General features: G+C 67.1%; 18 protein-coding genes and 1 pseudogene. 2 read left to right on the top strand and 17 right to left on the bottom strand.

Annotated elements, in window-relative coordinates:
* Positions 1 to 39 precede the first annotated feature (39 nt).
* On the top strand, positions 40 to 1,305 hold the full coding sequence (locus tag AC6EUH_RS08285; RefSeq protein WP_499738331.1) for a PrsW family intramembrane metalloprotease: 1,266 nt from the start codon (positions 40 to 42) through the stop codon (positions 1,303 to 1,305).
* Between the two features lie 60 nt (positions 1,306 to 1,365).
* Here the strand turns inward: AC6EUH_RS08285 and nusB are convergent, their stop codons facing one another.
* The 15 genes from nusB to AC6EUH_RS08210 all read right to left on the bottom strand — a co-directional run bounded on the left by nusB (position 1,366) and on the right by AC6EUH_RS08210 (position 15,874).
* Complete coding sequence (gene nusB, locus AC6EUH_RS08280; protein WP_056429591.1) at positions 1,366 to 1,776, bottom strand: transcription antitermination factor NusB; 411 nt, start codon at positions 1,774 to 1,776, stop codon at positions 1,366 to 1,368.
* The gene (gene efp / locus AC6EUH_RS08275; RefSeq protein WP_056429593.1) at positions 1,776 to 2,339 is read right to left on the bottom strand and encodes an elongation factor P; all 564 of its coding nucleotides are present in this window, start codon (positions 2,337 to 2,339) and stop codon (positions 1,776 to 1,778) included. The genes nusB and efp overlap by 1 nt, the downstream gene beginning before the upstream one ends.
* 180 nt (positions 2,340 to 2,519) lie before the next feature.
* A complete protein-coding gene (locus AC6EUH_RS08270) occupies positions 2,520 to 3,038 on the bottom strand; it encodes a tetratricopeptide repeat protein (protein ID WP_056429595.1) in 519 nt (172 codons plus the stop codon).
* On the bottom strand, positions 3,038 to 4,129 hold the full coding sequence (aroB, locus tag AC6EUH_RS08265; RefSeq protein WP_056429597.1) for a 3-dehydroquinate synthase: 1,092 nt from the start codon (positions 4,127 to 4,129) through the stop codon (positions 3,038 to 3,040). The genes AC6EUH_RS08270 and aroB overlap by 1 nt, the downstream gene beginning before the upstream one ends.
* Positions 4,126 to 4,728 carry a shikimate kinase gene (locus AC6EUH_RS08260; protein WP_499738330.1) on the bottom strand — a complete coding sequence of 201 codons (603 nt, stop codon included), beginning with the start codon at positions 4,726 to 4,728 and terminating at the stop codon, positions 4,126 to 4,128. The genes aroB and AC6EUH_RS08260 overlap by 4 nt, the downstream gene beginning before the upstream one ends.
* 20 nt (positions 4,729 to 4,748) lie before the next feature.
* Positions 4,749 to 5,948, bottom strand: a complete 1,200-nt coding sequence (gene aroC, locus AC6EUH_RS08255; protein ID WP_499738329.1) for a chorismate synthase — start codon at positions 5,946 to 5,948, stop codon at positions 4,749 to 4,751.
* Between the two features lie 26 nt (positions 5,949 to 5,974).
* On the bottom strand, positions 5,975 to 6,898 hold the full coding sequence (locus tag AC6EUH_RS08250; protein ID WP_056429601.1) for a shikimate dehydrogenase: 924 nt from the start codon (positions 6,896 to 6,898) through the stop codon (positions 5,975 to 5,977).
* Positions 6,895 to 8,625 carry an endolytic transglycosylase MltG gene (mltG, locus tag AC6EUH_RS08245; RefSeq protein ID WP_499738328.1) on the bottom strand — a complete coding sequence of 577 codons (1,731 nt, stop codon included), beginning with the start codon at positions 8,623 to 8,625 and terminating at the stop codon, positions 6,895 to 6,897. The genes AC6EUH_RS08250 and mltG overlap by 4 nt, the downstream gene beginning before the upstream one ends.
* The gene (ruvX, locus tag AC6EUH_RS08240) at positions 8,609 to 9,220 is read right to left on the bottom strand and encodes a Holliday junction resolvase RuvX (RefSeq protein WP_499738327.1); all 612 of its coding nucleotides are present in this window, start codon (positions 9,218 to 9,220) and stop codon (positions 8,609 to 8,611) included. The genes mltG and ruvX overlap by 17 nt, the downstream gene beginning before the upstream one ends.
* Positions 9,221 to 9,230: 10 nt before the next feature.
* Positions 9,231 to 11,909 carry an alanine--tRNA ligase gene (gene alaS, locus AC6EUH_RS08235; protein ID WP_499738326.1) on the bottom strand — a complete coding sequence of 893 codons (2,679 nt, stop codon included), beginning with the start codon at positions 11,907 to 11,909 and terminating at the stop codon, positions 9,231 to 9,233.
* Positions 11,910 to 12,087: 178 nt separating this feature from the next.
* Entirely contained in the window at positions 12,088 to 12,354 is a 267-nt protein-coding gene (locus tag AC6EUH_RS08230) for a DUF6167 family protein (RefSeq protein ID WP_235500200.1), read from the bottom strand.
* Positions 12,355 to 12,374: 20 nt separating this feature from the next.
* Positions 12,375 to 12,749, bottom strand: a complete 375-nt coding sequence (locus tag AC6EUH_RS08225) for a DUF948 domain-containing protein (protein ID WP_056429609.1) — start codon at positions 12,747 to 12,749, stop codon at positions 12,375 to 12,377.
* A gap of 145 nt (positions 12,750 to 12,894) precedes the next feature.
* Complete coding sequence (gene rpsD, locus AC6EUH_RS08220) at positions 12,895 to 13,521, bottom strand: 30S ribosomal protein S4 (protein WP_024364981.1); 627 nt, start codon at positions 13,519 to 13,521, stop codon at positions 12,895 to 12,897.
* A 275-nt stretch (positions 13,522 to 13,796) separates the two neighbouring features.
* Positions 13,797 to 14,195, bottom strand: a complete 399-nt coding sequence (locus AC6EUH_RS08215) for a cupin domain-containing protein (protein ID WP_056429611.1) — start codon at positions 14,193 to 14,195, stop codon at positions 13,797 to 13,799.
* Between the two features lie 248 nt (positions 14,196 to 14,443).
* On the bottom strand, positions 14,444 to 15,874 hold the full coding sequence (locus tag AC6EUH_RS08210; RefSeq protein ID WP_056429613.1) for a replication-associated recombination protein A: 1,431 nt from the start codon (positions 15,872 to 15,874) through the stop codon (positions 14,444 to 14,446).
* A 60-nt stretch (positions 15,875 to 15,934) separates the two neighbouring features.
* Between AC6EUH_RS08210 and AC6EUH_RS08205 the strand changes: the two genes are divergently transcribed.
* A complete protein-coding gene (locus tag AC6EUH_RS08205) occupies positions 15,935 to 16,582 on the top strand; it encodes an acVLRF1 family peptidyl-tRNA hydrolase (protein ID WP_499738325.1) in 648 nt (215 codons plus the stop codon).
* A 94-nt stretch (positions 16,583 to 16,676) separates the two neighbouring features.
* On the opposite strand, the gene AC6EUH_RS08200 is transcribed toward AC6EUH_RS08205, so the two are convergent.
* Positions 16,677 to 18,023, bottom strand: coding sequence for an MFS transporter (locus tag AC6EUH_RS08200; RefSeq protein ID WP_499738324.1), 1,347 nt, complete (start codon positions 18,021 to 18,023; stop codon positions 16,677 to 16,679).
* A 178-nt stretch (positions 18,024 to 18,201) separates the two neighbouring features.
* Positions 18,202 to 18,553: pseudogene (locus AC6EUH_RS08195) on the bottom strand (HNH endonuclease signature motif containing protein); the annotation flags it as partial.

Below are 18,553 nucleotides of genomic sequence, written 5' to 3'. Positions count from 1 at the left end.
GGCATGCGTTTAAGCTCACACGGACATAGGCTCGAGTCCATGACGACGAACGAGCCGCGGCCGGGACAGGATCACCTCGGCTACTCCCCCGGCCAGCGGCCGCTGCCGCAGCAGGCCAACCCTTCGTGGCTGGGGCATGTCCACCCGGAGTACTACCGGCAGGCGCCGCCCAACGACACGGGCCGGTTCCCGCCGGTCCTTCCGCCGGGCCCTCCTGCGGTCCGCCGCGGCCGCAGTTCGGCGGGGGCGTCGGGGCTGGTGCTGGCCGGGGGACTCCTTGCGTTCCTCAGCCTCTTCCTGGTCCTCCCCTTCCTCCTGGGCAGCACCGGAATCCCCGGATTCGTCATCGGTTTCATCGCCTCGCTCATCCCCTTGGGGACAGTGCTGCTGACGGTGCGCTTCATCGACCGCTGGGAACCCGAGCCGCGGCCGCTGCTGCTGTTCGCGTTCGTCTGGGGAGCCGTTGTCTCAATTGCCGTGACCATGCTCCTCCAGCCCTACTTCTCGCTCGTGGCGGGGCCTGCCTCGGGGCTGGACTATACAACGTTCGCCGTCACGGTCCAAGCCCCGGTGGTGGAGGAATTCGCCAAGTCGCTGGGGCTGCTGTTGCTCCTGCTCTTCGCCCGGAAACACTTCGACGGGCCGGTGGACGGGGTGGTGTTCGCGTTCACCATCGCGGCCGGCTTCGCGTTCACCGAGAACATCCTCTACTTCGGCCGAGCGATCGCCGAGTCCAGCGACCCCGGCACGGAGCTGGCGGTGGTGTTCTTCCTCCGCGGCGTGATGTCACCGTTCGCGCACGCCATCTTCACGGGCACCACCGGGCTGATCATGGGCCTCGCCGCGCGCCGCTGGCACAACGGGCTGTCCGTGCTGGCGTTCTTCGTCGGCCTGATCCCCGCGATGCTGCTGCACAGCGCATGGAACAGCATGGGTACGGACTTCCTGGCCCAGTACATCATGGTGCAGGTGCCAATCTTCCTGCTGGCGGTCCTGGTGATCGTGCTGCTGCGGGTCGCGGAGCGCCGGCTCACCCGCCAGCGGCTCAAAGAGTATGCGGCGGCGGGCTGGTTCACCGCCGCCGAGGTGGACATGCTGGCCACCAGCGCAGGCCGACGCTCGGCTCTGCGCTGGGCCGACTCCATCGGCCGGGGCCCGCAGATGAAGGCCTTCCTCCATGCCGCCACCCAGCTCGCGTTCACCCGGCAGCGGATCCTCAGCGGCCGGGACGTGCCGGTGCACCAGCTCGATGAGCGGGACCAGCTTGCCGGGATCGCCGCCCTCCGGTCCGCCGTCGTCGGCTGACAGGAAACGAAAGAACCCCGCCCAGGATGACCCGGGCGGGGTTTATCGGAATGTGGCAGGTCAGGCGAGCAGCGAAGGCTTCAGCTGCTGCAGGCGGCCCAGCAGGCCGTTGATGAACTGCGGCGACTCGTCCGTTGAGAGGGTCTTGGCAAGCGCCACGGCCTCGCTAACGGCAACGCCGTCGGGGACGTCGTCGTTGTAGAGCAGTTCCCAGGTGCCGATCCGCAGAATGATGCGGTCCACGGACGGCATCCGCTCCAGCGTCCAGCCCTGCGAGTAGGTTTCCAGGAACTCGTCGATCGCCACCTGGTGGGAGACGACGCCCTCCACGATTTCGAGGGTGTATGGGTTGACGATCTGGTCCGTCTGCTCGCGGCGGGACTTCAGTACATCGAACGCCGAGACGGAACGCTGTTCCGCCTCGAAGAGAACATCCAGGGCCCGGTTACGGGCCTTACCGCGTGCACTCACTAGTCGTTGACCCGGCCGAGGTAGCTGCCGTCGCGGGTGTCGACCTTGACCTTGGTGTTGTTCTCGACGAACAGCGGCACCTGGATCTCGTAGCCGGTTTCAAGCGTGGCGGGCTTGGTGCCGGCCGAGGAGCGGTCGCCCTGCAGGCCCGGCTCCGTGTAGGTGATTTCGAGCACAACGCTCGGGGGGAGCTCGATGTAGAGGGGGTTGCCCTCGTGGATGGCGATGTTGACCATCTGGTTTTCGAGCATGAAGTTGGTGGCGTCGCCGACGGTTGCACCCGGAACGGTGAGCTGGTCGAAGTCGGTGGTGTCCATGAACACGAAGTCCGCGCCGTCCTGGTACAGGTACTGGTAGTCGCGGCGGTCAACCGTTGCGGTCTCGATCTTGAGTCCGGCGTTGAAGGTCTTGTCGACCACCTTGCCGGACATCACGTTGCGCATCTTGGTGCGCACGAACGCGCCTCCCTTGCCGGGCTTGACGTGCTGGAACTCGATGATGTTCCAGAGCTGGCCCTCAAGCTTAAGGACGGTTCCGTTCTTGATGTCGTTAGTGGTTGCCACTGTATCCTCTTGGTTTCGTTTCTAGCTGCCTAGGTCTGCCAGCCGGTTATGCCAGGCAAGCAGGCCGAATGGCTGCCAGCGCGTATTTATCAAAAATCCAAAAACCATTCTACCGGGTTTGCGCCCCGGCTGCCGGACGCACCGGTCCGGAGCCACCAACGCCCCTCGGGCGGCCCGGCTTCAGGAGGCGAGATCCAGCACGTCCCGCGCGCGCTGCAGCGCCACGGTGGAGGCGTAGATCAGTGCCGCGTCGGCGGAGCCGGCAACCCTGAGGTCGAGTGCCTTGGCGAAGGACTCGACGGCGGCGGCGATGTTTCCGCTGGCGAAGTAGGCACGGCCGAGGTGCTGGCGGACGGCGGCCTCGTCCGGTGTGCCGTGGGTCTCCGCCAGCAGTTGGCGGAACAGTTCAACCGCCCGGTCCAGGCGGTTGGATACCCGCAGGACGTCTGCTTCGAATATGCGCAGGCGCAGCGAGGAGGGATCGTTGTACCGGGCCTCGGCGAGCAGTTCGGCGGCCTCGGCGGGGTGTCCTTCGACGAGGCGGACGAGGATCAGGTCGCCGGGGTCGGTCGAGTCTGCCAGCGCCGCGGCGCAGGTCTCCTCGTTGACGATCTGGGGTACCAGGCTGTCCGGGTTGATCTTGATCCCCGGGAAGCCTGCATCCGGCCAGTCGCTGGTGCCGCCTGGGACAAAGGCCATCAGGAGGCGATCTCCTGGTACGCGGCGAACAGCAGCGAGGTGTCCGGGACGTCGAGGATGCCGGGGCGGCCCACGCCGTCGAGCACAACGAAGCGCAGCAGGTCCCCGCGCGATTTCTTGTCCCGGCGCATGCCGTCGAGGAGGGCCTGCCAGCGGTCGCGCCGGTAGGTGATGGGAAGCCCGAGGCTTTCTAGGATGGTCCGGTGCCGGTCGGCGTCGGCGTCGCTGAGGCGGCCGACGCTGCGTGCCAGTTCTGCGGCGAACATCATGCCGACGGCGACGGCGGCGCCGTGGCGCCAGGAGTAGCGCTCGGCGAGTTCGATCGCGTGGCCCAGGGTGTGGCCGTAGTTGAGGATCTCCCGCTGGCCGGTTTCCTTGAGGTCCTCGGACACCACCCTGGCCTTGACTGTGATGGCGCGTTCGATGAGTTCGCGGACAGCGTCCGAGCGGGGATCGGAGACGGCGGCCGGATCCTTTTCGATCAGTTCGAGGATGGCCGGATCGGCGATAAAGCCGCACTTGATGACCTCCGCCATGCCGGAGATCATTTCGTTTTTGGGCAGGGTGTCCAGGGTGTCGAGGTCCACGAGGACACCGGCCGGCGGGTGGAAGGCCCCGACGAGGTTCTTGCCCTCGGCGGTGTTGATGCCGGTCTTGCCGCCGACTGCGGCATCCACCATCCCGAGCAGACTCGTGGGCATGTGGATGACCTTGACGCCGCGCAGCCAGGTGGCGGCGACGAAGCCGGCGAGGTCGGTCACGGCGCCGCCGCCGACGGCGACTACAGCGTCCGAACGGGTGAAATCATTCTGGCCCAGCACCTGCCAGCAGAAGGAGGCCACCTCGATGTGCTTGCCTTCTTCGGCGTCGGGGATCTCGGCGGTAAGCGCCGTGTAGCCTGCAGCGGCCAGCTCCTCCCTGACGGTGTCGCCGGTGAGGCGCAGTGCTCGGGGGTGAATGACCAGGACACGCTTGACCCGCTCCCCCAGCAGCCCGGGGAGGCTGGCCAGCAGGCCGCGGCCCACAACGACGTCGTAATTCTCACCGGGCGTCTGCCCGGTGACTTTGATGACGGTTGATTCGGTGATCACTTTTTAACTTCCTTTGTCCCCGCTGGTTCGGGTACGGCCGGGGTTGTCCCCGCGGTGTACCCGCGCAGCGCATCTACAAGCCGGTGGGCGAGATCCGGTACTGATCCGGTCCGCACGTCCAGCACGAGGTCGGCGAGCCGTTCGTAGACCGGCCGCCGGGTGGCGAACAGTGTCTTCCATCGTTCCATGGCGTCTCCGGCCAGCAACGGCCGGCCCGAATTCCTGGCGATGCGTTCCGCCACCGTGTCCGCATCACATTCCAGATAGACCACCGTGCAGCGCTGAAGCAGTTGCTGGGTGCCGGAGTCCAGAACAGCGCCGCCGCCCAGCGAGATTACCGTATTTGAGCCCTGCGCGTCTTCAACAGCCCGCGCGACGGCCCGGGCCTCAAGCTCGCGGAAGGCGTGCTCGCCCCGGCTGGCGAAGATCTCCGCGATGGAGCCGTGGTTCGAAACAACCACCACGTCGGTGTCCACGAAAGGGCCCCCCAGCTGGTGAGCCAGCTGCTGCCCGATGGCCGATTTGCCCACCGCCATCGGCCCGATCAGCGCAATCGGCCGGGTCAGCGCAATGGGTCGGGCAGTGTCCTTGGCCGGCACTGCCGGAGTGTCGGCCGGCACTACTGGCCGATCGAGTCCAGGGACGCCGGAATGTTGTCCAGATAACCCTTGATGTTGCGGGCGGTTTCCTGCACGGAATCGCCGCCGAACTTTTCCGTCACGGCCTCGGCCAGGACCAGCGCCACCATGGCCTCGGCGACCACTCCGGCGGCGGGGACCGCGCAGACATCGGAGCGCTGGTGGTGGGCCTTGGCGGCTTCTCCTGTACTGACATCAACGGTCTTGAGTGCGCGGGGCACGGTGGCGATCGGTTTCATTGCGGCGCGGACGCGGAGCACGTCGCCGATACTCATGCCGCCTTCGATGCCGCCGGCGCGGTTGGACGTTCGGATAATCCTGCCGTCGGCGTCCTTGACGATCTCGTCATGGGCGGCGGAGCCGCGGCGGGACGCGGTGAGGAAGCCGTCGCCCACTTCGACGCCCTTGATGGCCTGGATACCCATCAGCGCGGCCGCCAGCCGTGAATCGAGGCGGCGGTCCCAGTGCACGTAGCTGCCGAGTCCCGGCGGAAGCCCGTAGGCGAGGACCTCGACCACACCGCCCAGGGTTTCGCCTTCCTTGTGCGCGACGTCCACCTCGGCGACCATGGCGTCGGAGGTTTCCCGGTCGAAGCAGCGCAGCGGATCGGCGTCGAGGGCCAGGATGTTGGACGGGACCGGCAGCGGGCGGCCTTCCGGGACCGCGGTGCTGGCGATCGAGACGGTGTGGGAGACGAGCTCGATGCCGAGCTGCTTGAGGAAGGCGGAGGCGACCGTGCCGAGGGCCACGCGTGTGGCTGTTTCGCGGGCGCTGGCACGCTCCAGCACGGGGCGGGCCTCGTCAAAGCCGTACTTCTGCATACCGGTGAAGTCCGCGTGGCCGGGCCGGGGGCGGGTCAGGGGGGCGTTGCGGGCCTGGTCGGCGAGGATTTCCGGGTCCACGGGATCGGCAGACATGATCTGCTCCCACTTGGGCCATTCGGTGTTGCCGACCTGGATGGCGACGGGGCCGCCCTGGGTGATGCCGTGGCGGACGCCGCCGAGGATCGTAACCACGTCCTGCTCGAACTTCATCCGCGCGCCGCGGCCGTAGCCGAGCCGGCGGCGGGCCAGCGAATCGGCAATCTGGGCGCTGGTGAGCTCAACACCGGCGGGCACGCCTTCAATAATTCCGACCAGGGCCGGGCCATGGGATTCTCCGGCAGTCAACCAACGCAACATAAAATCCATCCTGCCATGTAAGGCGGTTAGAACACCCGCCGGGGCGCCCCGACTGCGTCACACATCACATCTATGACGTCGGCCGGCATTGCCTCACCCAGGCCGCTGAAGTGGCGGACCTGTTCCACGGCCTGGTAGATGAGCATCTCCAGCCCGGGGACCACGGTGCCGCCCGCTTCCTGCCAGGCTGCGGCGATCTGGCTGGGCCAGGGATCGTAGGCGACGTCCAGCAGCACACCGGGCCGGGCCGGGGCCGTTTGAGCGGACGACACGCCGGCGCGCTGTGCGAGCAGTCCCGCCAGCTCATCCGCGAGCGGGTCCGCGGCCCGGGGCGGCAGGGTGGAAATCACGACGTCGGCCCCGGCCAGGGCGGCGGCTGCCCCGCTGAGCGGGAGTACCCGGATGGCCAGGCCGACGGCGGCAGCGGCCGTCTTGGCCTCTGCGGCGCGGCTGACATCGCGGACGTAGATTTCGGCGTAGGGCGCGCCCAGTTCCTTCAGGGCGGCGACGGCGGCCGCGGCGGTCCCGCCGCCGCCCAGGACGACGGCGGAGGGTGCTGACGCCGCGCCGGCGTGGCGCAGCGCGTTGACGATTCCTGCCACGTCGGTGTTGTAGCCGACCAGGCGGGTGGTCCCCGGATCCTCCCCCGCCTGCGGGGCCTCAAACGCGACGGTGTTCACCACGCCAAGGTCGCGGGCTACGCCGCGGACCTCGTCCACTTCGCGGACCATACCGGATTTCAGCGGCATGGTGACCGACAGCCCGCGCCAGCCTTGCCCCTGCCGGAGGTCCTCACGGACCCGTGCCATGAACGCCGGCAGCGCTTCCTCGGTCACGTCAACTGCCTCGTAGCCCAGTTCCACGCCCAGGTGGGCGTAGGCGGCCCGGTGCAGCGCCGGGGACTTCGAGTGGCTGATCGGGTGCCCGAGCACGGCGGCCCGGAGCGTCATACGCAGCGTCCGGGGTTGGCCTCACACCACGCGTTGTACTTCGCGACATAGACGTTGTGTTCCGCCAGGGTCTTGGAGAACAAGGTCTCCTTGGTGTCCAGGTTGATGGTCACCCAGTAGAGGTATGCGTTCTTCTTGGGCTTGGCCGCCGCGTCGATGGCCGTCTTGCCCGGCGAGCCGATCGGCCCCACCGGCAATCCCTGATTGGCGTAGGTGTTGTACGGGTTGGACTTGTCGGCCTTCTGCTCCTCGTCAATGTGGAAGCTCTTGATGCCAAGCCCGTAGGTTACCGTGGCGTCGGACTGGATCAGCCCGTTCGTCTCAGTGTTGCTCGGCTTGAGGCGGTTGTAGATCGCGCCCGCCACGTCGCCGTACTCGGCCTGGCCGCCCTCGGCCTGGACGATGCTGGCCACCGTGACCACGTCGTACTGCTTCGCGGGGTCCTTGACGCCCTGGGCCTTGAGCTCGTCCAGGGTGGTGGTCACCAGCTTCTGCAGCACGTCCTTGGCCGGCGTGCCGAGCGGGAACCGGTATTCGCCGGGGGCGAGGAAACCTTCGAGGTTCTTGGCCTTGGCCGGTACCCCGAACTGTGCAGGCGATTCATTGAGCGCCTCGAGTTCGGCGACCGGGACGCCGGTGCCCTCGGAGATGGCTTGGAGCGATTCGCCGACCCGGAGCCCGGCGCTTAGCGCAACGTACATGACCTTGTCCTGGCCCTTGTTCAGCAGCACGTCCACGGCGTCGGAATTCTTCATTTCGTTGCGCATGCTGAATTCGCCGGGGGCCAGGGCCCCTCCGGAAGCCACGAAATCCCGGAGGAAGGTGTCGGCGTTCGCCACAACATTCTTATCCTCGAGCTGGGTGGCCACGGACCTCGGCCCGGCGCCCTCCGGCACGGTGATGACCACCTCGCCGGTTCCGGGGCCGGGGTAATCCTCCAGCTTGTCACCGCCGAGGAGGGGCTTCAGGAACTGCGCGCCGACGGCGACCGCCACCACGAAGACCGACAGGGTCAGCAACAGCGCAAGAAAGCGGCGCCGACGCCGGACCTTTTTGGACGGGCCTTTGGACGTGCGGATGGGGGCACCTCCGGCCATCGCAACCTGGCCGTCGTCCTCGTGGTGATATTCAGCAGCGTGGCCGTCCGCCGGGTGATAGCCATACTGGGCCTCGTCGGCAGGGTGGACGGCGTGGAAATCGGCGTCGTGCCGGGCGTCGTGGCCGGCCGGGATGTCGCCGTCGTGGGGCGCGGTGTCCTCACGGGCAGCTGCGCCGGCGTACTCGTGGACGGGTTCTTCAAATCGGGGTTCTTCATGCACTGGTTCTGCAGGCACGGGCGCTTCGGGGACCGGCGCGTAGGTGCGGGGCTCCTCGTGCACGGGCGCGTGCTCAGCTTCTTGAAACACCGGCTCTTCATGCTCGGGCTCTTCGTGCACAGGCTCTTCGTGCACGGTGGGCGCTGCGGGAGGCAGATCAGGTGCGTCAGCGGGCTCGATCGGCTCCGGCCGGAACGCGGCTTCAGTGGCGGGGGCGGTGCCGCGCCCGGCGTCGGCGGCTGGCGCGGCCGGCGGGGCGTCCTCGCCCGTCTGGAAAGCCTGCGGCGGGATAACATCGTGACCCTGGGTCGCCTGGGACTTCTCCTGGGCCCTGATTTCTTTGCGCGTCAGCGGTCGGCCGGCGCCGCCGAAAGCATCACCGGAGGGGTCGTCACTATTGACCGGGCTCACTGTAGCCTTCCATTTTGGGCAGAATGCGTTGTGCAGAATGCGTGTCTGGTGCCGGAGTGGCCTGAGCGCCATCCCCGGTTGGCCCCGGCGCGGACTCCGCGTATACGCGGCTTCCGACCTCCGTCCCCCTGGCCTTTTGCATATCGATTGCATGCTGCAGGATACCTGCGGCCGCAACCTGATCAACTACCTTACGGTGATTGCGGCTGCTCATGCCAGCTTCGTGCAGGTTCCGGTGGGCCGTCACGGTGCTCAGCCGCTCATCAACCAGCCGAACCGGCACCTCGGAACCTTGCTCCCCCAGTTTACCCGCCAGTAGCACTGCGTAGTCCGAGGCCATCCGCGCCGAAGCGTGTTCCTCGCCCTTCATCGTCCGCGGAAGGCCAACGAAGATCTCCACCACCCCCAGTTCGACGGCCAGGGCGGCAAGGATCCGCACGTCGGTGTTCTTCTTCGCGTTCCGCTCCAGGGTGCGCAGCGGGGTGGCCAGGATGCCGTCGCGATCACAGATCGCCACGCCCACCCTGACGGTGCCGACGTCTACCCCGAGTTTCACGCCCCGGGGATAGTCGCCGGGCACAGCAGCTTCGTTCATGGCTCGTCCGTTAGCGCCGGGTAATGGCGTCCACGACGGCGGCGAGGGCCGCGCCGACCTTCGTGGCGTCGGTGCCGCCGCCCTGGGCGACGTCGTCCTTGCCGCCACCGCCGCCGCCGAGGATTCCGGCGGCGAGGCGCACCAGTGCACCTGCTTTGACGCCGGCCGCGCGGGCGGCCTCGTTCGTGGCGATCAGGATGACCGGGCGGTCATTGCTGACCCCGGCGACCGCGACGGCGGCCGGCTCGGAGCCGAGGCGGGTCCGCAGGTCCAGGGCCAGGCCGCGCAGGTCATCGGCGCCACTGACCTGGCCGGCGTCGTGCGCGATGACCTTGACCCCGGCGGCGTCTTTGGCAGTGCCAACGAGCTGTGCTGCAGCTGCCGTGAGCTGCTCCTTGCGCAGGCGCTCCAGTTCCTTTTCGGCCGTCTTGAGCTTGGTCAGCGTGGTGGCAATCCGGTCCGCGAGGAGCCCGGAGGGAACCTTGAGCATCTCGGTGAGCTCGGTCACGAGGGCACGCTCGGCGGCGAGGTGCCGGAAAGCGTCCATGCCGACGAAGGCCTCGACGCGGCGGTTTCCCGATCCGACGGACTGTTCCCCAAGCAGGGACAGGCTGCCGATCAGCGAGGTGTTCTCGACGTGCGTGCCGCCGCACAGCTCACGGGACCAGGCGCCGTCGATCTCCACGACGCGGACCTCGTTGCCGTAGTTTTCACCGAACAGTGCCATGGCGCCCAGGGCCTTGGCCTCGGCAAGGCCCATGACCTTGGTCTCCACCCGGTGGTTGTTGCGGATGGCGATATTGGAGACTTCCTCGATCTCAGAGCGTGTGGCCGGGCTCAGGCCCTCACCCCACGCGAAGTCGAAGCGCAGGTAGCCGGCCTTGTTGAAGGAGCCGCGCTGCAGCGCTTCCGGGCCGAGGATCTGGTGCAGGGCAGCGTGCACGATGTGCGTGCCGGTGTGGGCCTGCTCGGCGGCGTGCCGGCGTTCCCGGTCGACGGCCGCCTGCACGAGGGAGTCGGCACCGATTTCGCCCTCCCGGACGATTGCCTTGTGCACGCTCAGGCCCTTGACGGGGCGCTGGACGTCCAGGACCTCGACGACGAAGCCGTCGCCGGTGATCAGTCCGGTGTCGGCAGCCTGGCCGCCGGCTTCGGCGTAGAACGGCGTCTCGGCCAGGACCAGCTCGATTTCCTCGCCCGTGGAGGCCTGGGAGACCTTGCGGCCGCCGGTCAGGATGCCGCGGACCTTGGATTCGCCGGTGAGTTCGGTGTAGCCGGTGAAGACGGTCTCGCCGGCGGAAAGCAGCTCTTGGAAGGCGCTGAGGTCGGCGTGGGAGCCCTTCTTGCCCTTGGCGTCGGCCTGGGCGCGCTGGCGCTGTTCCAGCATGAGCTTGCGGAATTCGGGCTCGTCCACCTTGAGCCCGGCTTCCTCCGCCATTTCGAGGGTGAGGTCGATCGGGAAGCCGTAAGTGTCGTGCAGGGCGAAGGCGTCGGCTCCGGAGAGCGGCTGGCCGGCGGCCTTGGAGTCCTTGACGGCGTCCTCAAGGCGGGCGGTGCCCGAAGCGATGGTACGCAGGAACGCCTTCTCCTCGGCGTAGGCGATCCGGCTGATCCGGTCGAAGTCCGTCTCCACGATCGGGTAGACGCCCTTCATGGCGTCGCGGGAGGCGGGCAGGAGTTCCGGGAGGCAGGCCTTTTCGACGCCGAGCAGGCGCATGGAGCGTACGGCGCGGCGGATCAGGCGGCGCAGCACGTAGCCGCGGCCTTCGTTGGAGGGGGTGACGCCGTCGGCGATCAGCATGAGCGAGGAACGAATGTGGTCGGCGACGACGCGCATCCGGACGTCGTCGGTGTGGTGCGGGTCCTCGGCGGACTCGGCGGACGTGTATTCCCGGCCGGAGAGCGCCGCTGCCTTGTCAATGACGGGGCGGACCTGGTCCGTTTCGTACATGTTCTCGACGTCCTGAAGGATCATCGCGAGGCGTTCCATGCCGAGGCCGGTGTCAATGTTCTTCTTGGGCAGTTCGCCGGTGATGTCGAAGTCCACCTTGGAGCGCACGTTGTCGATCTGGTACTGCATGAACACGAGGTTCCAGATTTCCACGTAGCGGTTCTCGTCCGCGATGGGACCTCCCTCGACGCCGTAGGACGGGCCGCGGTCGTAGTAGATCTCGGAGCAGGGGCCGGCCGGGCCGGGCTGGCCGGTGGACCAGTAGTTGTCCGCCTTGCCCATCCGCTGGATCCGTTCGGCGGGCATGCCCGTGTTCTTGAGCCAGAGCTGCTCGGCCTCGTCATCCTCTTCGTAGACCGTCACCCAGAGGCGCTCCGGCGGCAGTCCGTAGCCGCCGTCGTCAACGCTTGTGGTGAGCAGTTCCCAGGCGAACTTGATGGCGTCTTCCTTGAAGTAGTCTCCGAAGGAGAAGTTGCCGCACATCTGGAAGAAGGTGCCGTGGCGGGCCGTCTTGCCGACTTCCTCGATGTCGCCGGTGCGGATGCACTTCTGCACGCTCGTGGCGCGCTTGTACGGCGCTTCCTCCCGGGCGGTCAAGTAAGGGATGAACGGGACCATGCCGGCCACTGTGAACAGCAGGGAAGGGTCGCTGGAGACCAGGGAGGCGGAGGGAACCGCCGTGTGGCCCTTACTGACAAAAAAGTCGATCCAGCGCTTGGTGATCTCCTGCGACTTCATGAGCTGATTACTTACCCTTCAATATTCACTGTTTATGTTCACTGTGTTTTTTGTTCACTGTGTTTAGTTCACTGCGTTGGGGTTCACGCGTGCGGTCCGCGGAACGGTCTGGTCCCGGCCAGTGGCCGTGCCGGCGGCCCCGAATGCGGGTGCCACCGTTTGTCTCATTCTCTCCCGGCTAGCGCCGGACTGCATCCTTGCCGGCGGTGCTCTTGCTGACGGCCTTCTCCAGGCCCGCGTCGATGCCGAGCGCACTCCGGAGTTCCGTCTCGCGCTCGTTCATGCCGTCGCGGACGGCGTCGGCGAAATCGTACAGTCCATCGGCGAGCCGGCCCACGGCCCGGTTGAGGCCCTCGGGGCCCAGGTTGGACTGGGCTTCGGTGATTTTGCGGAAGGCGATGACGCCGATGGCGACGCCGATTCCCATCCAGATGATTCTGTTCATGTCAGGTTCTCCAGCGGGGATTAGCGGCTGCGGCGGCCGGTGGCGGGCTTTTTGCGGGCGGAGAAGGCCGAGCGGACGCCGTAGCTGAAGGACGCGACCTTGATCAGCGGCGAACCAACGGTGGCGGCCATGAGCGAGGACAGTGCCGAGATGTTGGCGGACGCATCGGAGACGTTGTTCGCGATCCCGTCGACCTTCTTCAGCTGCTCGTTGGTGGTGGTGACGGTGGCGGTGACTTCATCCATGAGCGGAGTGGCGCCGTCGCTGATCGACCGGATGGACGTCCGCACTTCGTCGAACACTCCCCCGAGCTTCAGAATCGGTACGGCAAGCAGCAGGACCAGCAGTGCAAACACTCCGGCCGCGATCAGGCCGGCAATATCGCCACCAGTCATAGTCGTTCATCTCCTTGTTGCGTCGTGTATCTGCGGGCGTCTCCGGCTGACTCAGCCGGCAACCGCAGAACTCCCCCAAGTACCTTACATACAAAGAAGCCCGTGGCGCGTGCCACGGGCTTCTTTGTAAGGTGTCGCGCTGGATCTAGCGTGCGTAGAATTCCACGACGAGCTGCTCTTCGCAGGTCACGGGGACCTCGGAGCGCTTGGGGCGACGGACCAGGCGTGCCTGCAGGGCGTCAAGCTTGACGTCCAGGTATGCCGGAACCATCGGCAGGACGTCGCGGTGAGCGCCGGCTGCTGCAACCTGGAACGGAGGCATGGACTCGCTGCGGCTGTGAACGTGGACCAGCTGGCCCTCAGAGACGCGGAAAGACGGGCGGTCAACGCGGATGCCGTCGACCAGGATGTGGCGGTGGACAACCAGCTGGCGGGCCTGGGCGATGGTGCGGGCGAAGCCGGCACGCAGCACGAGGGCGTCGAGACGCATTTCGAGCAGTTCGATCAGGTTTTCACCAGTCAGGCCCTTGGTGCGGCGTGCTTCTTCGAAGGCACGGGTCATCTGGGCTTCGCGGATGCCGTACTGGGCGCGCAGACGCTGCTTTTCGCGCAGACGTACGGCGTAGTCGGAGTCCTGCTTCTTGCGGGCACGGCCATGCTCACCGGGGCCGTACGGGCGGCGCTCCATGTACTTGGCGGCCTTGGGGGTCAGAGCGATGCCGAGTGCACGCGAAAGGCGTGCGGTACGGCGAGCACGAGTGTTGTTAGCCACTTGTGTCCTTCCAATATCTGCGGTGTGTCAGTGTTACTGGCCTCCACGATGGAGAGCATCGGCCAACCGCTGCCTTTTGCTACTGGGCCCAGGGCAAACCCATCCGCTGGACATCGCAACAGCGTGCAATGCTGGAATCGGGTGGATTGTGCGTCTGTGCCTTGCCAGACAACGAACAACCTTACCATGTTGTAGGCCGCTGCCAGCGCCGGCCGCCCCTCAGGTCCGTCTATCAGGCCCGCCTGTCAGCGCCGCTTGTCAGCGCAAGCCTCCTGTCAGATCCTGGCGTGCACGCCCCGGCCGCTGCGCCGGCCGAAGGAGGCCGCACCCAGGAATTCCACCGCCACGAACGGGTCACTTCCCGCAACCCACTCGTCATGGCCGGGCGGAATTGCGTAGGTATCGTTGGCGCGGATCGTGGTGCGCACCCCTCCGGACGATTCCACCTCCATGACCCCCGCGATGCAGAACCCGAGGTGGTGGTGCTCGCAGAGTTCGGTCCCCTCCAAGGGTCTGATGGACTCGGACCATCGCCAGCCGGGGCCGAGGATCAGGCGGGCCACCGAGAAGTCGTTGACGGTGACAAGGTCGAATTCGGCGTTGTCCGGGCACCGCTTCTTGTCCGGCAGATCAAAGGACTTAACGGCCAGGGCTGTGACGAAATTTACGGGCATGTGAGACACGACCTTGAAGCTGGTGGTGAAGCCTCGCAGGGAGCCAGGCTACTGAAGTGCCGGCCGCCTGCCTGGTGTCCGGGAAGCGATGTGCCGGCGAGATGTGCTGCATTTTCCTTGGCCGGATCACGGTCCATTAATTAGTCCGTTCACGGCCCAAGCACGCACGTTCAGCAGGTCTTTGCTGATTTAAGTCAACGTTAGACCTCTGGGTCCGGAAGTCAACGGGCAGTTTCCGGGGACGCCGGTCACTTTCCCCGGATGATCCTGCGCAGCCGGTCCAGCCGGGTGGCGATGTCCCGCTCGGCGCCGTTGGCGGTCGGCTCGTAGTAGTTGCGGCCCACGAGGTCGTCCGGCGGGTACTGCTGGGTGGCCACCGAGTGCGGTGCGTCGTGGGCGTATTTGTAGCCCTGCCCGTGGCCCAGCTGCTTGGAACCCGGGTAGTGGGCATCGCGCAGGTGGGCGGGGATGCCGTTGCCGAGGCCGGCGCGGACATCGGCGATCGCCTGGTTGATTCCCATGTAGGCGGCGTTGGACTTGGGTGCGGTGGCGAGATGGACCACGGCCTCGGCCAGGATGATGCGGCCTTCGGGCATGCCGATTAGCTGGACGGCCTGGGCGGCGGCGACGGCGGTCTGCAGCGCCGTCGGATCCGCCATGCCGACGTCCTCGGCCGCGGAGATGACAATGCGCCGGGCCACGAACCGCGGGTCCTCCCCCGCCTCGAGCATCCGGGCGAGGTAGTGCAGGGCGGCGTCGACGTCCGAGCCTCGGATGGATTTGATGAAGGCGCTGGCGACGTCGTAGTGCTGGTCGCCTGCGCGGTCATAGCGCACGGATGCGACGTCGAGGGCGCGTTCCGTGTGCTTGAGGTCGATCTTCACCGGAGCCGCGGCTCCGCTGTCACCGGTCCCGTCGGCGTCGTCCGCGTCCCCGAACGCGACGCCGGCGGCCGCCTCGAGAGCGGTCAGCGCACGGCGGGCGTCGCCGCCGGAGAGCCGGACGAGGTGCGCCAGGGCGTCGTCGCTGAGTTCCACCTTGCCGCCGAGCCCGCGCGCGTCCGTCGCGGCCCGCAGGAGCAGGCCCTCGACGTCGGCGTCCGTGAGCGGTTTGAGGGTCAGCAAGAGAGACCGCGAGAGCAGCGGGGAGACGACGGAGAAGGACGGGTTTTCGGTGGTCGCCGCGACCAGGACCACCCAGCGGTTCTCGACGCCGGGCAGCAGGGCGTCCTGCTGGGCCTTGTTGAAGCGGTGGATCTCGTCCAGGAACAGCACGGTGGTGGTCTTGAAGAGGTCCCGGGCGGTGAGGGCCTCGTCCATGACGCGCCGGACGTCCTTGACGCCGGCGGTGATGGCGGAGAGCTCGACGAACTTCCGCCCCGGACCCTTGGCGATGACGTGCGCGAGCGTGGTTTTGCCGGTTCCGGGGGGCCCCCAGAGAATCAGTGAACTGGGGCCCGCGGGGCCGGTGGCGTCGGTACCGGCGGCGAGTTGGCGCAGCGGCGAGCCCTGGCCGAGGAGGTGCTGCTGGCCCACCACGTCATCGAGCGTCCGCGGCCGCATCCTGACGGCGAGCGGGCTGCGCGGGGAGACTCTGCGGCTCTCGCCCGACTCCTCGGCGTCGCCGTCATCCTCGATTGCGGCGCCGCTGTCCCGCCCTGCGCCAAAGAGATCATCCACATAGATAGGCTACTTCTAGTTCCCGCCCGCCCAGACACCCTCATAACGGAGACCCGCGCCATGACAACCCCCAGCACCCGTGTGGCGTTCGTCTCCGGCGCCCGGCTGCCGGGGTGGGTGGAGCGCTTCGCGGCGAGCCACGGCGGGCTCAGCGAGGAGGAGCTCGACGGCGGGCTGCAGCTCCGTGCCGCGGATGGGGCTGTGGCCCTGCTGCAGGCGCCGTGGCCGGCGGACGGGCGTCCCGGACGCGGCGGCGACGCGGTGGCCCGCATGGCCTCCCTGGCGTCCCAGCCGCGGGGCATCGGGGCGGTGCTGGTCCGCCGCGGCGGCTACTCGGTGGCCGTGGTCAGCGGCGGCGCCGTGCTGGCGTCCAAGACCGGCACGCGGCATGTCCAGTCCCGGACGGCTGCGGGCGGCTGGTCCCAGCAGCGCTTTGCCCGGCGCCGGGCCAACCAGGCCGACGCGCTGGTGGAGGCCGTCGCCGAGCATGCCGCCCGGATTTTCGCGGATCACCTCATCGAGTACGTGGCGCCAGGCGGCGACCGGACGCTGGCCGAACAGGTCCTCGCCGAGCCGGTCCTGAAGCAGTACGCCGCCCGCCCGCGGCTGGCGTTCCTGGACGTCCCGGACCCGCGCGCCACCGTGCTGAAGAAGGCCGCCGCGGACCTGTGCGCGGTGCGGATCCTGGTGACGGATCCGCCGTCGTAGGGGCGGCTGCGGGACTAAAGCTTCTCCTCGACCTGTTCGGCAAGCTCTCGATCAGGGGGCAATGCGCGAGGACTGCGAGCCCTGGACCGCTCGGTCAGGGGACGAGTGCTTCGTCGTCGCATAGTTGCTGGTCTTCAATCCGCGCGCCTCTGAACCGGGAGAAGAGAAGCACCGCGGCGGATAGCAGGAGGAAGGCAACGGCTGCCCAGAGCGCCGTCGCAGTGCCCGCGGCGATGGCTATGACGCCGCCCAAAGGGGCTCCGATGACGATCATTCCTCGGTTCACCGAACGCCTGGTGGCACTCATGCGGGCAATGAGCCTGTCCGGCGTCACAGCCTGCTGGTAGCCCATTTCCAGGGGCCCTTCGACTCCCATGGCCAGGCCGAAGAGCAGTTGACCGAAGCCAGCCAGAGCAAACGCAGCCCACAACTCTCCCGGCCAGTCCAGCGGAGAACCGTAGGTCTCTCCAGTGTGTGCGCCACCGGCGGCGAGGGGCGCCAGCGCCACCAAGGCGATAGCCAGGGGCTGGGCCAGCCGCGCCGCAACCACGGCGTTGCCCGTACCCCATCGGTGCCCCAGCCGAGTGGACATGGTGGTGCCGACGACGGCCCCGATTCCGGAACACCCCATCACCAAACCCAGCCCCACGGCACCCAAACGCATGTCATTCAGGATCACCGTCGGCAAGACAGTCCCGAGGATGGCGGAACCGATGAACCAGATGTGGGTACTCCATGCCAAGGGCGCCAGATGGGAATGGCCATAGACCCAGCGCAGACCCTCCCCGATCTTTCGATGAAGTTTTTGCTTGCTGCGAACTGCCGGCGGGCCGGATGGCCGTCCCAGGGTCAGGAGAATGGCTGCCGAGAAAAAATACGAGACGGCATCCACAAGAAGGGCCACAGGGGCGGATACCAGTGCCACAAGACCACCGGCTACGGCGCTTCCCGTGGTCTGGGCCACGGTATCGCTTTGCTGGAGTCGGGCGTTCGCCTGAGTCAGCAGGGACCTGGGGACCAGTTGCGGGAGGAAGCTCTGATACGCGGCGTCACTGGTCAGAGCCAGGGTGCCGAAAGCGAACATCAGGATCGTCAACGCCGGAACCGAGATAGCGCCTGTCAGCGCCGTCACGCACACGCCCGCGAGGATCAGGCCACGGCCGACGTCTCCGCCGATGAGTACCGTACGTCGGGGGAACCGGTCAATCCAGACTCCGGCAACGAGCCCGAAAAGGAGATATGGGGTCCACCGGGCAGCATTGACCAGGCCCTGGTCCAACGGTGTTCCGTTCATCGTCACCAATATCAGAACCGACAGGGCCAAGGTGGTGATGTAGGTGCCGAAATCGGACACCGTCGAGGCAAGCCAGAACCGAACGAATCGCCGGTAGCGCCGAAGCTTCGAACCCGCTAGCGGCGAGCCATTGACGGGGGCGTCCATTTATCCTCCAAACATCCGGTGCCTTGCAGCTTACTGACGCCGTCAAACGGACCGTTTGGCCTAATCGACGTCATCGTTATGTCCACCCCCGTTCGGATTCGGAATCCTGACACAGTTCCGGGGAACGAGTGAAGTTGTCCAGGTCTTCGACGTCGTCCACGGTCCGGCGACGAGTCACTCAGACACCTTGAAGCAGAGGAAATTCCGGAACGGGCTCGCCACGGTCCTCTGGCCAGCCCCGAGCGTCCGTATCTGCAGCGGGTATTGGATGTGCGGCCGCGAACACGTGCCACTCCGGGAACGGGTCCTGTGGTAGTTCCAGGTCGTGGTCGCAGCCGGGGTCGGGGGGAATGCCCTGGTTTGGCCGGTGGGGTGGTTCCCAGTCCTGGTGTTCGCTGGGGTAGGTCCGGCCGGATGGTGAGATCCATCCCGGCGGGTTGTCCTTGCTGGCCTTGGTGGGGGTCCAGGCGGATCCGTGTTTGAGGCGGTGGTGTTTGCGGCAGGGCTGTCCCAGGTTCGAGATGCCGGTG

The organism is Arthrobacter sp. 001422645, assembly GCF_059816125.1.
This window is presented reverse-complemented; position numbering and strand designations above follow the sequence as displayed.